This window comes from Anaerotignum sp. (assembly GCF_045122575.1).
In the GTDB taxonomy this organism is placed as follows: Bacteria; Bacillota; Clostridia; order Lachnospirales; family Anaerotignaceae; genus Anaerotignum_A.
Window position 1 is genome coordinate 1 of sequence record NZ_JBGVHV010000046.1, and the last position, 13,088, is coordinate 13,088.

15 protein-coding genes, 1 pseudogene, 1 riboswitch and 1 other annotated feature are annotated in these 13,088 nt (G+C 46.5%); of the genes and pseudogenes, 13 read left to right on the plus strand and 3 right to left on the minus strand.

Annotated elements, in window-relative coordinates; all coding sequences use genetic code 11:
- Positions 1–68: 68 nt before the first annotated feature.
- From rplK to rplL, 4 genes are all read left to right on the plus strand, one after another.
- Positions 69–494 (plus strand): 50S ribosomal protein L11, encoded by a 426-nt coding sequence (gene rplK, locus ACJMLT_RS01910; protein WP_290715268.1) that lies wholly within the window; start codon positions 69–71, stop codon positions 492–494.
- A gap of 99 nt (positions 495–593) precedes the next feature.
- Positions 594–1,289 (plus strand): 50S ribosomal protein L1, encoded by a 696-nt coding sequence (gene rplA, locus ACJMLT_RS01915; protein WP_405725767.1) that lies wholly within the window; start codon positions 594–596, stop codon positions 1,287–1,289.
- Between the two features lie 55 nt (positions 1,290–1,344).
- Positions 1,345–1,469: a sequence feature (ribosomal protein L10 leader region), on the plus strand.
- Between the two features lie 36 nt (positions 1,470–1,505).
- Positions 1,506–1,991 carry a 50S ribosomal protein L10 gene (rplJ, locus tag ACJMLT_RS01920; protein WP_405725770.1) on the plus strand — a complete coding sequence of 162 codons (486 nt, stop codon included), beginning with the start codon at positions 1,506–1,508 and terminating at the stop codon, positions 1,989–1,991.
- 104 nt (positions 1,992–2,095) lie between these two features.
- Positions 2,096–2,467 carry a 50S ribosomal protein L7/L12 gene (gene rplL, locus ACJMLT_RS01925; RefSeq protein WP_405725773.1) on the plus strand — a complete coding sequence of 124 codons (372 nt, stop codon included), beginning with the start codon at positions 2,096–2,098 and terminating at the stop codon, positions 2,465–2,467.
- 311 nt (positions 2,468–2,778) lie between these two features.
- Here rplL and ACJMLT_RS01930 read toward each other — a convergent pair whose 3' ends face one another.
- Positions 2,779–3,174: a pyridoxamine 5'-phosphate oxidase family protein gene (locus tag ACJMLT_RS01930; protein WP_405725776.1), complete on the minus strand. Its 396-nt coding sequence runs from the start codon at positions 3,172–3,174 to the stop codon at positions 2,779–2,781.
- A 163-nt stretch (positions 3,175–3,337) separates the two neighbouring features.
- Between ACJMLT_RS01930 and ACJMLT_RS01935 the strand changes: the two genes are divergently transcribed.
- Complete coding sequence (locus ACJMLT_RS01935) at positions 3,338–4,279, plus strand: calcium/sodium antiporter (protein ID WP_405725779.1); 942 nt, start codon at positions 3,338–3,340, stop codon at positions 4,277–4,279.
- A 67-nt stretch (positions 4,280–4,346) separates the two neighbouring features.
- Here the strand turns inward: ACJMLT_RS01935 and ACJMLT_RS01940 are convergent, their stop codons facing one another.
- Positions 4,347–4,763: a PaaI family thioesterase gene (locus ACJMLT_RS01940; RefSeq protein WP_405725782.1), complete on the minus strand. Its 417-nt coding sequence runs from the start codon at positions 4,761–4,763 to the stop codon at positions 4,347–4,349.
- A gap of 182 nt (positions 4,764–4,945) precedes the next feature.
- On the opposite strand from ACJMLT_RS01940, the gene ACJMLT_RS01945 reads away from it, so the two are divergent.
- Positions 4,946–6,142 carry an ATP-grasp domain-containing protein gene (locus ACJMLT_RS01945; RefSeq protein ID WP_405725785.1) on the plus strand — a complete coding sequence of 399 codons (1,197 nt, stop codon included), beginning with the start codon at positions 4,946–4,948 and terminating at the stop codon, positions 6,140–6,142.
- 6 nt (positions 6,143–6,148) lie between these two features.
- Positions 6,149–6,910: an esterase family protein gene (locus tag ACJMLT_RS01950; protein WP_405725788.1), complete on the plus strand. Its 762-nt coding sequence runs from the start codon at positions 6,149–6,151 to the stop codon at positions 6,908–6,910.
- Between the two features lie 44 nt (positions 6,911–6,954).
- Here the strand turns inward: ACJMLT_RS01950 and ACJMLT_RS01955 are convergent, their stop codons facing one another.
- Positions 6,955–8,358, minus strand: a complete 1,404-nt coding sequence (locus ACJMLT_RS01955) for an alanine/glycine:cation symporter family protein (protein ID WP_405725791.1) — start codon at positions 8,356–8,358, stop codon at positions 6,955–6,957.
- Positions 8,359–8,546: 188 nt separating this feature from the next.
- Between ACJMLT_RS01955 and ACJMLT_RS01960 the strand changes: the two genes are divergently transcribed.
- The 6 genes and pseudogenes from ACJMLT_RS01960 to thiD form a co-directional block, all read left to right on the plus strand.
- Entirely contained in the window at positions 8,547–9,431 is an 885-nt protein-coding gene (locus tag ACJMLT_RS01960) for a LysR family transcriptional regulator (protein WP_405725794.1), read from the plus strand.
- 47 nt (positions 9,432–9,478) lie between these two features.
- Complete coding sequence (locus ACJMLT_RS01965) at positions 9,479–9,931, plus strand: hypothetical protein (protein ID WP_405725797.1); 453 nt, start codon at positions 9,479–9,481, stop codon at positions 9,929–9,931.
- A gap of 47 nt (positions 9,932–9,978) precedes the next feature.
- A riboswitch (TPP riboswitch) is annotated at positions 9,979–10,086 on the plus strand.
- Between the two features lie 357 nt (positions 10,087–10,443).
- Entirely contained in the window at positions 10,444–10,947 is a 504-nt protein-coding gene (thiW, locus tag ACJMLT_RS01970; RefSeq protein ID WP_405725800.1) for an energy coupling factor transporter S component ThiW, read from the plus strand.
- A gap of 18 nt (positions 10,948–10,965) precedes the next feature.
- Positions 10,966–11,787 carry a hydroxyethylthiazole kinase gene (gene thiM, locus ACJMLT_RS01975; protein WP_405725803.1) on the plus strand — a complete coding sequence of 274 codons (822 nt, stop codon included), beginning with the start codon at positions 10,966–10,968 and terminating at the stop codon, positions 11,785–11,787.
- Between the two features lie 84 nt (positions 11,788–11,871).
- A pseudogene (gene thiE / locus ACJMLT_RS01980) lies at positions 11,872–12,348 on the plus strand (thiamine phosphate synthase); the annotation flags it as partial.
- A 78-nt stretch (positions 12,349–12,426) separates the two neighbouring features.
- On the plus strand, positions 12,427–13,088 hold a 662-nt coding region (gene thiD, locus ACJMLT_RS01985; protein ID WP_405725806.1), incomplete at its 3' end, for a bifunctional hydroxymethylpyrimidine kinase/phosphomethylpyrimidine kinase.

The window sequence follows — 13,088 nt, forward strand, 5'->3', positions numbered from 1 at the left end:
AGGCAGAAAATTCTGCCGAGTGGGAGGGACAATCCCCGCTAATTACCACATTTATAGGAGGTGCCATCATGGCAAAGAAAGTAACAGGTTATATTAAATTACAGATCCCCGCAGCGAAGGCAACACCCGCTCCTCCTGTTGGTCCCGCACTGGGTCAGCATGGTGTGAACATCATGGGCTTCTGCAAAGAATTCAACGAAAAAACAGCTTCTCAGGCTGGTCTGATCATTCCCGTAGTAATCACAGTTTACCAGGATAGAAGCTATTCCTTCATTACAAAAACACCCCCCGCAGCAGTTCTGCTGAAAAAAGCAGCAGGTATCGAATCTGCTTCCGGTACACCCAACAAAACAAAAGTTGCAAAACTGCCTAAGGCAAAAGTAATGGAAATCGCTGAAATGAAAATGCCCGATCTGAACGCAGCATCCGTTGAAGCTGCTTACAGCATGATCTGCGGCACAGCAAGAAGCATGGGTATCGTTGTTGAAGAATAAGCCGAAATTTATTCTAGACAAAAATTACTGATATAAATTAACGGCGTATAGAAGTGGGAGGGAATTCTCCCGATATTACCACATAAGGAGGTCACGAAAGTGAAAAGAGGTAAAAAATATAGCGAGGCAGCTAAACTCGTAGATAGAGCAATGCTGTATGATACAGCAGAAGCAATCGATCTGGTACAGAAAACATCTACAACAAAATTTGACGCTACAGTAGAAGCGCATATTCGTTTGGGCGTTGACGGCAGACATGCTGATCAGCAGGTTCGTGGTGCCGTAGTTCTTCCTCACGGTACAGGTAAAACAGTTCGTGTTCTGGTATTCGCAAAAGGCGCTAAAGCTGAAGAAGCTCTGGCAGCAGGTGCGGATTTCGTAGGCGCAGAGGATCTGATTCCCAAGATCCAGAATGAAAACTGGTTCGGTTTCGACGTTGCAGTAGCAACACCCGATATGATGGGCGTTGTTGGTAGACTGGGTCGTGTGCTGGGTCCCAAAGGCCTGATGCCCAACCCCAAAGCTGGTACAGTAACAATGGACGTTACTAAAGCAATCAACGACATCAAAGCTGGTAAAATCGAATACCGTCTGGACAAAACAAACATCATTCACGTGCCCGTAGGCAAGGTATCTTTCGGTTCCGAAAAACTGGCAGAAAACTTCCAGACTCTGATGAGTGCAGTTATAAAAGCAAAACCCCAGGCAGCTAAAGGTCAGTACCTGAAGAGCGTAACACTGACAACAACAATGGGCCCTGGCGTAAAAGTAAACCATGCAAAAATTTCCGAATAATCTCGGAAAATCCCTTGACAGGAACTTGTTTATGGTGTAAAATAAACGAGTTGATAGAAAAAATCGTATATTGCCGTAGACAGCCGGTAGCGGTTCGCCGCATAAATCCTGCCGAGGAAAATTGCTAATGAGCTTTTGAGCCTCTTTGTCTGCGTGCAAAGAGGCTTTTTTCAATAACATTGAAAAAGTAGGATTTTAAGGAGGTGTAAGGAAACAATGGCAAAAATCGAACAGAAACAGGTTATCGTAAACGAAATCAAAGAAAAGCTGGAAAAAGCAACATCCGTAGTAATGGTTGACGCTAGAGGCTTGACTGTAGAACAGGACACTGCACTGAGAAAACAGCTCAGAGAAGCAGGTGTTGATTATAAAGTTTACAAAAACACAATGGTACACTTCGCAATCCAGGGTACACAGTTCGAAGGTCTGGACCAGTATCTGGCTGGCCCCAGCGCATTCGCTTTCTCTTACGAAGACGCTACAGCAGGTGCAGCAGTGCTGAACAAAGTAGCGAAAAACGTAAAAGAACTGGAATTCAAAGCAGGTGTAGTTGAAGGTGTTGTTTACGACGCAGCAGGTATGAAGCTGATCGCTGACATCCCTTCCAGAGAAGTTCTGCTCTCCAAACTGCTGGGCAGCTTCAAATCCCCCATGTCCTCTTTCGCTCGTGTTATCGATCAGATCGCGAAGAAAGACGCATAATTCCAACCGCAGCGTAAATCGCAGCAAAATCGCCGCATAGGGCGGTGAACCCAATAAATTATTGAGAAAAAAATTAACCTAAATATTATCGGAGGTGCTTTAAAATGGCAAAACTGACAATCGAAGAAATCATCGCAGCAGTAAAAGAACTGACAGTACTGGAACTGAATGATCTGGTAAAAGCAGCAGAAGAAGAATTCGGCGTATCCGCAGCAGCAGGCGTAGCAGTAGTAGCTGGCCCCGCAGCAGCAGCTGAAGAAGAAAAAACAGAATTCGACGTTGAACTGACAGAAGTTGGCGCAGAAAAAATCAAAGTAATCAAAGTTGTTCGTGAAGTAACAGGTCTGGGCCTGAAAGAAGCGAAAGAAGCTGTAGACGGCGCTCCCAAAGTACTGAAAGAACAGGCTTCCAAAGAAGACGCTGAAGCAATCAAAGCTAAACTGGAAGAAGTTGGCGCTAAAGTAACACTGAAATAATTTCAGCCTACTTAAGATCCTTATTACCGCAGGTGGAAACACCTGCGGTTTTTTATTTGCGAAAAAACGGAGAGAAGAAGACTGAGAAGGGAGAATAGATTCAGGTCTGCTTGCAGGGATGAAGCTTTTTCTAATCAGAAAATTTTTTGGTAAATTATATTAACCATATTGACATAGTATGGAATGAGTGGTAAGATACAGATACAGAGTTAGTTCGAGTTAACAAATCCGAAGAGCCAACGGTAAGAAAACAAAATACACACAACATTCTACATAAAAAAGGAACGAGATGGCTCGTTCCTTTTTTATGTTTAAAATTTGATGGTTTTCGGTGCTTCTGTGAAGGAGGAAAATGTTGCTGTGGCATCTTTCAGATACAGCACTTCCGTATTATCATCGGCAGCATCGTACATTTTTTTCAGCATGGGATAATTGTCCAGCATGTGCGTTTTTGCTTCCAATCTTTCGTCTCTTACCAGTGTACAGGTAACGCGCAGCCATTTCTGACCATCGAAGGCGCAGATTTCTACTTTAGGGTTGGCGGCGATCTGTTTGGAAACATCCTTTACCTTGCCTGTCTGGATGTAAAGTTTCTCTTCGAAAAGATCGATGGTGCCGAAGGGGCGCACGCGGGGCTGACCGTCTGCTTCCACGGTTGCCAGATAATATGTATTACATTTTTTCAGGAATTCAAATACTTCTTTCATTGGATCGACCTCCTTTTCTGTTTCATATTGTACCATGAAAAAATACTTTATGAAACTGATTTTTGGATGGAGAGGGAAATGTTGAAAAGCTGGATTTCTCATAGTATAATAATAAAGTTAAGGAAAAATATTGAAGTTTATTGAAAAAGGCTGGAGTGAATCTATGGAACTTTTGATACAGATTTTGTTATTGGTTGTTGGGTTTGTGCTACTGGTAAAGGGTGCAGACTGGTTTGTAGAAGGGGCGGCAAGCATTGCAGATAAATTCGGCATTCCGCAGATCGTGATCGGGCTTACCATCGTTGCCATGGGGACAAGCGCACCGGAAGCGGCGGTCAGTATTTCCGCAGCTTTGAAAGGCAGCGCGGAGATCACAATCGGGAATGTTTTGGGCAGTAATATCCTGAATATTCTCATTATTCTGGGTCTGACCTCTGTGATCTGTAAGATTTTTGTGCAGAGAACAACGATTTATTATGAAATTCCTATGGTGATTGGGATTACTGTGCTTCTGTCTGTCATGGGGCTGCAGAACCATGTGGTCGGCAGACTGGAAGGTCTGATCCTGATGGGCTGCATGGTGGTTTATATGATGTATCTGCTGCGACTGGCTAAAAGAGGTACCATCGAAAATGAAGAACTGGATGAATATGCGAAAAAGTCTTCTATGGGGAAATTGATCTTTTTGGTGATTGTTGGTGTAGTGGCCATCGTTTGGGGCAGTGACATCGCAGTGAATGCAGCAACAGCGATTGCTCGTATCTTCGGTATGAGTGAACGTTTCATCGGGCTGACCATTGTGGCTCTGGGGACTTCCCTGCCGGAACTGGTGACCAGTGTAACAGCTGCGAGAAAAGGGAATTGTGATATTGCGGTTGGTAACATCGTTGGCAGCAATCTGTTTAACATTATGTTTGTTGTGGGTATTACCGCTATTATCACACCGGTAGTATATGCACCTGCTTTTAAAATCGACAGCATAGTTGCCATCGGGGCAGCTGTATTGCTGTGGGCTTGCGTGTTCCGCAAGCAGACCCTGAACAGGCTGCATGGTGTGCTCATGCTGGCTTGCTACGGTGGATATTTTGCATATCTGATGATCTGAGAAAAAATAGGAATAAAAAAACAGGATCGCCTGCTTGCAGGAGATCCTGTTTTTTTGCAATGATTTTTTATTCCAGAACGATGGGTTTATCCAGCAGACGATAAGTGGTGAAAGTTCCTTTGCCGATGAGTTTCTTTTCTTCGGAAAGAACTTCAACATCGAATACGCAGATTTTGATGCCGGATTTGACGCATTTGGCAACGGCGGTCAGTTCCTTCATATTTGCTGCAGGGGAAAGATAATGATAGGTGCCGTCTACAGTCACGCCGTGGGTACCCAGAGAGGCACTGGCAGAACCGACCACAACATCCGCCATGGTATACAGGGCGCCGCCGTGTACGATGCCGGTGGGATTCAGGTGGAAGGGATGCAGTTCCATTTTTACTTCCGCATAGCCTTTTTCGATTTTTGTTGTTACGATCCCAACATGCTGGGCAAAGTTATTTGTGCTGTTTCGCTGTGCCACTAATTTTTCAAAATCCATAGGAAACTCCTTTCGGGGTGTATATTTTTCACTTTAGATATAGTATAAATGGAAAAAAGGGTTATTTCAATGAAAAAGTGGGACAAATTTTCATAAAATGAAAAAATCTTGTCCCAAGCGTTTACAACAATGCATATTATCTGGTACAATAATGACCAATACAAAAGAGGGATGTGATCCGTATGAATTTTATTTTTTTATCACCAAATTTTCCGAAAACTTATTATCATTTTACCAAGTGTCTGAAAAACAACGGGGTAACAACGCTGGGCATTGGCGATGAACCCTATGACCAGCTGAGCCAGGAATGCCGTGATTCTCTGGTGGAATACTATAAAGTAAGCAATCTGGAAAACTATGACGAAGTTTACAGAGCAGTGGCTTTCTTTGCATTCAAATATGGCAAGATCGACTGGATGGAAAGCAACAACGAATACTGGCTGCTGCGAGATGCCCAGCTGAGAACAGACTTCAATGTAACCACAGGTCTGCAGAATCAGAATATCGACGGCATCAAATATAAGAGCAAAATGAAGGAATATTATGCCAAGGCAGGTGTTCCTACAGCAAGATATCATCTGGTAGATACGCTGGAAGGCGGTCTGGCTTTCGTACAGGAAGCAGGCTATCCTGTTATCGTAAAACCCGATAATGGCGTTGGCGCGGCGGCTACCTATAAACTGAAAAATGAAGAAGAACTGAGAAATTTCTATGCGAATCTGCCCGAAGTGCAGTATGTCATGGAAGAATTCATCAATGGTTCCATCGTTTCCTATGACGGTATCTGCAATTCCAACAGAGATATCGTTTTTGAAACATGCCATTTTTATACAGAACCTGTTATGGACGTCGTGAATAAAGGTCTAGAACTTTGCTATTACTCCAGAAAACAGATTCCTGAAGCACTGAGAGATGCCGGCAGAAGAACGATCAAAGCGTTTGAAAGCAATTCTCGTTTCTTCCACTGCGAATTTTTCGTGCTGAATGAAGATAAGGCCGGTCTGGGTAAGAAGGGCGATATCTTCGGTCTGGAAGTAAACATGAGACCACCCGGCGGCTATACACCTGATATGATGAACTACGCGAATGATATTGACGTATATCAGATCTGGGCGGATATGGTCTGCCATGATAAAGGCTTCTTCGATCCCGAACACAGACCCTATGCGGCTGTTTATGGTTCCCAGAGAAAAGGCAAAAACTATGCCCATACAAGAGAAGATATCTTTGCCAGATATGGTCAGAATATCGTGATGTATGAAGAAATGCCTGAGGTTCTGGCAAGCGCCATGGGGGATCATGCTTATATGGCAAGATTTACAACAGATGAAGAACTGCACGAATTTTTGAATTTCGTTATTGAGAAAAAGGAAGGTTAAGAAGCAATGCATACATATTATTACAAAGAATATTCCCATCACCTGAACCGTGATATGGAATTTAAGGTATATGGTCATGCGGGTCTGCCTATGGTGGTATTTCCCTGTCAGGATGGCAAATTTTTCGATTTCGAAAGCCGCGGCATGATCGAAACAGTCAGAGATCATCTGGAAAACGGTCGTCTGCAGCTGTTCTGCGTTGGCTGTGTGGATGAAGAAACATGGAGCGCATCCTGGGGCGACCATCATGGCCGCATCATGTGGCATGAACAGTGGTTCAAATATATCTGTGAAGAATTCATGCCTCGTCTGCACCAGATTCATGCAGAACATGACCCTAACCCTTATTATGGCAAGGTTATGCTGACAGGTGCATCCATGGGCGGTTATCACTGCGTGAATTTCTATCTGAGAAGACCCGATCTGTTCGGCGGCTGTCTGTCTCTGAGTGGTCTGTTCCATGCAGGCTATTTCTTCCAGGGTTATAATGATATTGATGTATATTACAACTCCCCCGTAGATTATCTGCCTAACATGGCTGCGGATCATCCTATGCTGGATCAGATCCGTCAGGGCAGAATCGTGATCTGCTGCGGTCAGGGCGCATGGGAAGACGAAGCAAAGGCTGACGCATGGGCACTGCAGGCACAGTTTGCAAGACTGGGCGTTCCCGCGTGGATCGATGTCTGGGGCGAAGATGTGAACCATGACTGGCCTTGGTGGCTCATCCAGTTCCCTTATCATGTAAATAAACTGCTGGGTTATTGATCAAAACAAAAACCACCTCATGGAGGTGGTTTTCTTTTTATGTATTATTTTTTTGCTTTTATCATACCTTCATATTCTTTCAGGCAGGCCAGTGCTTCTTTGGACATAGGAAGCAGAACCAGCATATTGAAGATGGTCATCAGACCGATGCCCACATCCCCCAGATCCCAGACGAAGGTATAGGCTGCCAGACAGCCGATGAACAGCATCACCAGAGCCAGAAGTTTGTAGGCAGTCTGGGAAGGCCAGTTGTCGCCAAAGAGGTATGCTACATTGCTTCTTGCGTAGAAAAGAACACCCAGGAAGGTGGAGAAGGCAAACAGCAGCAGTGTTACGGCAATGAAAATCACGCCGATCTCACCGAAATGAAAGTGCATTGCCGTCTGCAGCAGATCCATGCCGGTCAGCCCTGTCAGCAGTTCTTCGGGAACAAGCAACATGATCATGGCAGTGCAGGAGCAGATCACGATGGTATCTACAAAGACACCGAAGGCCTGCAGCAGACCGCCCTTTGCAGGATGATCCACATCTGCTGCAGCAGCTGCACAGGGGGCAGAGCCGGAGCCTGCTTCGTTGGAGAATAGACCGCGTTTTACCCCATTCATGATGACTGCACCGATAGTACCGCCGGCGATCTGCCTCATGCCGAAGGCTTCGGCGAAGATACGCTGGAAAACGGAAGGCAGCAGAGCGATATTTTTAAAAATGATGACCAATGTGACAAAGAAGAAGCAGCCGGCCATGATGGGAACGATCACATCCAGAACCTTTACCGTTGCATTTTTTCGCAGAACGATGACAGCGGAAACGGCGGTCAGAAGGATTGCAGTTGTCATGGGAGGGAGGCCGAAGGCATTTTCCATGGAGGAGGATACGGAGTTGCCGATGACCTGACTGATGCCGCACCAGCAGATCAGACCGGACAGGGCAAACAGGACAGCCACAACGGAGTAACGCATTTTTTGGGGATCTTTTCCTCTTTTTCTGGCGGCGAATACGTGGATATATCTTGCAGGGCCGCCGCGGAAACCGCCGTACAGCGGGTCTTTTTCCTTATAGAGCTGTGCCAGTGTGGCTTCTATATAAGCAGTGGCAGAACCGGCCAGAGCGGACACCCACATCCAGAAAACAGCCCCTGCACCGCCCATGGAGATGGCGGAAACGACCCCGGCCAGATTGCCCATGCCGACACGGGTAGCAGTGGAAACGATCAGAGCCTGCAGACCGGATAAGCTGTTTTTGTCGTTACTTGCCTTTTTCTCCAGAGTCATGCGTAGCATTTCGGGAAACAGGCGTATCTGCAAGAAGCGGCTGCGGATGGTGAAATAGATGCCTGCAGGCACAAGGATCAGCACCAGCAGAGAAAGTCCCAGAGAACCGCCGTTAGGCAGCGGTATGGTGAGCAGATCTGCCCATAAAAAATCATAAATCATATACATCAAAGTCATTGTAAATACCCCTTTCTGAAAGATGTTCTCCTTTCCATCTTTCTGCGGGAAAGAAATTGGTTTTTCTTCCCATCTTTGTCTTGCTTTTTCAATGGGATTAGTATACAGTAAGAGTTAGGATTTGTAAAATTGATAATAAACATCAGTTGGATTTAAAAATTAGATGTGGAGAGGAGCGATGTGGTTTTATGGATATCAAAAACCTCATTACATTTATACATGTAGCGGAACTGCGCAGCTTCACCAAAGCGGGGGATAAGCTGGGCTATTCCCAGTCTACGGTTTCTTTTCAGATCAGACAGCTGGAAAATGAACTGGGGGTACCTCTGTTTGAGCGTATCAACCGCACAGTCACGCTGACCAACCACGGCAGCCGTCTTTTGCAGTCGGCTTATAAGATCAACGAAGTGCTGCAGGATTTTGAACATGAAAAAGAACAGGAAACGGAAATCCGAGGAACGGTTCGCCTTGCCATGGCAGATTCCCTCTGCAATGAAGTGATCCGCCGTGTGTTCCCGGAATTAAATAAGAATTATCCCGGCATCAAACTGGAATGTATTTCGGCAGGCACTCAGGAAATGTTCCGCCTGCTGAATCAGAACGAAGCAGACCTGATGTATACCCTGGACAGCCATATTTATGATACGAATTTTGCGATCCTGCAGGAAGCCCGCATCAGCATGCATTTTGTCTGTGCGGCGGACAATCCGCTGGCGGATCGTGACCATGTGCCTGTGGAGGAACTGGCAAAGCAGCCCTTCTTTCTGACAGAAAAAGGGATGAGTTACCGCCGCCTGATGGACGAACAGATGGCAGCCCGATCTTTGGAGATCAAGCCTGTCTTTGTCAGCGGCAATGCCGATCTGATCTGCCATCTGGTAGAGCAGGGGGCAGGGCTTTCTCTGCTGCCGGACTATGTGACAAGACCCTATGTGGAAAAGGGGACACTGCGGTATGTGTCTGTGCCGGAGATCCGTCTGGAGGTCTGGACACAGCTTTTGCACCACAGAGATAAATGGGTCTCTGAAGCGATGGGTATCGTGATCGATTATCTGCATCGCTGCGTATTATAAAAGAAAAAAAGCGGAAAAATGGATAGAAACAGAAGGGAGTGACTGCCATGTGGTATGTGCTGGCTGATATGTATGATGGAAACAGATATGTAGAACTGTTTTATGGGGAAGAACTGAAGGATGTGGCAGCAAAACTGGAAAAATACTGCGATGCCATGATGCAGTTCGATCTGGAAGAAATGACCATGGATGAGATCGATGCGTATTATACAGAGGGCTATGATGAATATGAAAAAATGATCGAAGAGCCTTCCGTGGAAACGATTTCTGCTCTGCATTTTGGATGCAATGGCGGAAAACTGGACGTGAGAACGGTCACAGACAGCTACGAAGAAATGACAACTACGTTTGAAATTTATAAAAAAGGCTTACAGAAAAACTGGAAACTGGTACCTGTCATTACGGAAACAGCGGCGGTGCTGAAAGAACTGGAAAGGGAATGGAAAGCATTGCTGGAAGGCACGGCGGATGCAGAGAAACTGCAGTACTTCGTAAAATAAAAGACTTGCCTTTTGAAAAAAGCGGGTTTATAATGAAGCCATAATCGAATAGACAGCGGGGAGCTTGTAAAACAGGCTGAGAGGAAGATCATATCTTCGACCCATTAACCTGATTTGGATAATGCCAACGTAGGAAAGCCTGTGTAAAAATAGACGGAATACCAAGAAGTTATCCAAAGACGGATAACTTCTTTTATTTTTTATGAAAAGTCAGGCGAAGCCTTCAGAACGGCTTTTGGAAGAGGAGGCGCGGAGGGAGAAAAACGAAAAAATGAATACGGGTATTTCTGACGGATTCCTGCTTTAGGAAACAGACCGCTTTGCGGAAGGACAGAGGGGGAGCGCCCTGTGCCCTGCAGAAATAACAGCGATGGGAAGCCGTGTTCCGGCGTGAGAGGAAACCAGTAAGTTTCGACCGATTTTTCTGAATGTTGAACCCCACAGGGGTAGTCTGTATTTTGGAGAACGCTGTTATTTTGCTGTTCTCAAAAGCGTGGAAAGGAGTTTTTTTTATGACAAATACTCGAACAAAAAAACTGTGTGTAGCAGGTATTTTATGTGCAGTTGCAGTGGTGGGAAGCCTGTTTTCCTTCCCTGTTTTCGGCAGCAAATGTGCGCCCATCCAGCATATGGTGAATATTCTCTGTGCGGTGATGCTGGGGCCCTGGTATGGGGTTGGCGTGGCATTCTGTGCCAGCCTGATCCGTAATCTGATGGGGCTGGGCAGTCTGATGGCTTTTCCCGGCAGTATGCTGGGGGCATTGCTGTGCGGCATTGCTTTCTGGAAAAGCAGAAATATCCCTCTGACATTGCTGGCAGAGGTGTTTGGTACAGGGATTCTGGGCGGTCTTTGCGCTTATCCTATTGCCATCCTGTTTATGGGGATGCAGGCAGGGGAGATCGCTTTTTACGCATATATCATCCCGTTTCTGGTATCCACAGTGGGCGGTGCGGTGATTTCCGCGGTGCTGCTGGGGTCTCTGAAAAATACGGGTGTGCTTGATACATACAGATAAACAAAGGAGGAAATAGGAATGTTTCGGGAAATGTTGGAAAATGTGAGGGAAAAATGTCCTCTGATCCATAATATCACCAACTATGTGACGGTGAATGATTGTGCCAATGTGCTGCTGGCCTGTGGCGGTTCTCCCATCATGGCTGACGATGCGGATGAGGCAGAGGAGATTACATCCCTCTGTGGTGGGTTGAATATCAATATCGGTACTTTGAATCAGCGTACCATCCCAGCTATGCATCTGGCGGGTAAAAAGTCCAACGAACTGGGACATCCTGTTGTGCTGGATCCTGTTGGTGCAGGGGCATCCAAACTGCGCACAGAAACAGCCAGAAAATTGATGGAAGAGGTGCGGTTTACCGTTATCCGTGGGAATATTTCTGAGATCAAGGTGCTGGCGCTGGGGGCAGGAGGCGCAAGGGGCGTAGATGCCGATGTGGCGGATGCGGTAACGAAAGAAACTTTGCCGCAGGCCGTGGCCTTTGCCAAAGCCTTTGCCAGAGAAACAGGCGCAGTGATCGCGATCACAGGGGCCATTGATATTGTGGCAAATGGAGAAAAAGCATATTGTATCTATAACGGACATCCCATGATGAGCAGCATCACAGGCACCGGCTGTCAGCTTTCCGCTGTTACGGCGGCCTATGTGACGGCTAATTCGGAAAAACCGCTGGAAGCGGCGGCAGCCGCAGTCTGTCTGATGGGTGTCTGTGGGGAAAAGGCCTATGCCAGACTGACAGAACAGGATGGCAATGCCACCTACAGAAATTATATCATCGATGCCATTTTCCGTCTGACGGGAGAAGAACTGGAACAGGCAGCGAAATTCGATGTGTTCTAAGGAGAGATATCTATGAAATGTAAAGAAGAATATATGCGTCTGTATGCGGTGACAGACCGTATGTGGACAGGGAAGCAGACCCTGATGGAGCAGGTGGAAGATGCGCTGAAGGGCGGTGCGACCTGTGTGCAGCTGCGGGAAAAAGAACTGGATGAGGAAGCGTTCCTTCAGGAAGCTTATGAAATGAAGGCTCTGTGCGCAAAATACGGCGTTCCTTTCATCGTCAATGACAATGTGGAGATCGCGATCAAATGTAAGGCGGATGGTATCCACGTGGGCCAGAGTGATATGGAAGCAGGCAATGTGCGTGCACTGGTGGGGGAAGATATGATCATCGGCGTTTCTACAAAAAATGTGGAACAGGCTTTGGCCGCAGTGAAAGCAGGGGCAGACTATCTGGGGGTAGGGGCTATGTTTTCCACTTCCACAAAGCTGGATGCGGAAGATGTTTCCTTTGAAACAGCAAAGGCTATTTGTAACGCGGTGGATATCCCCGTGGTTGCTATCGGCGGTATCAACAAGAAAAACATGCTGGAACTGAAGGGAACAGAGGTAGACGGCGTGGCACTGGTTTCTGCTATTTTCGGCGCAGAGGATATTGAACAGGAATGTAAGGAACTGCGTCTGCTTTCCGAAGCGATGGTTCGTCCGGAGAAAAAAGCGGTGCTTTCTATTGCAGGCAGCGACTGCAGCGGCGGTGCGGGGATTCAGGCAGACCTGAAAACCATGACCATGAACGGTGTTTATGCCATGAGTGCGATTACGGCTCTGACAGCTCAGAATACAACAGGGGTTCAGGGGATCTTTGAAGTTTCTCCTGATTTTCTGGGGATGCAGATCGACAGTATCTTTACAGATATCCGCCCCGATGCTGTGAAGATCGGTATGGTTTCCTCTGTGGAACTGATTGAAAAAATTGCAGAAAAACTGCAGGAATATCAGGCGGAAAATATTGTGGTCGATCCCGTGATGGTAGCAACCAGCGGTTCTTCCCTGATGAAGACAGATGCCGTTTCTGCTCTGGCGGAAAAACTGCTGCCTCTGGCGGCGGTGGTGACCCCCAATATTCCCGAAGCAGAGATCCTGTCTGAAATGAAAATCGCAAACGAAACAGATATGGAACAGGCAGCGAAGAAGATCGGTGATACCTATGGCTGCGCAGTTCTGGTAAAAGGCGGCCATAGCATTAACGATGCCAATGATCTGCTGTATCATCAGGGCAGATATCAGTGGTTTTACGGCAAACGTATCCATAACCCCAATACCCATGGCACGGGTTGTACCCTTTCCAGTGCCATTGC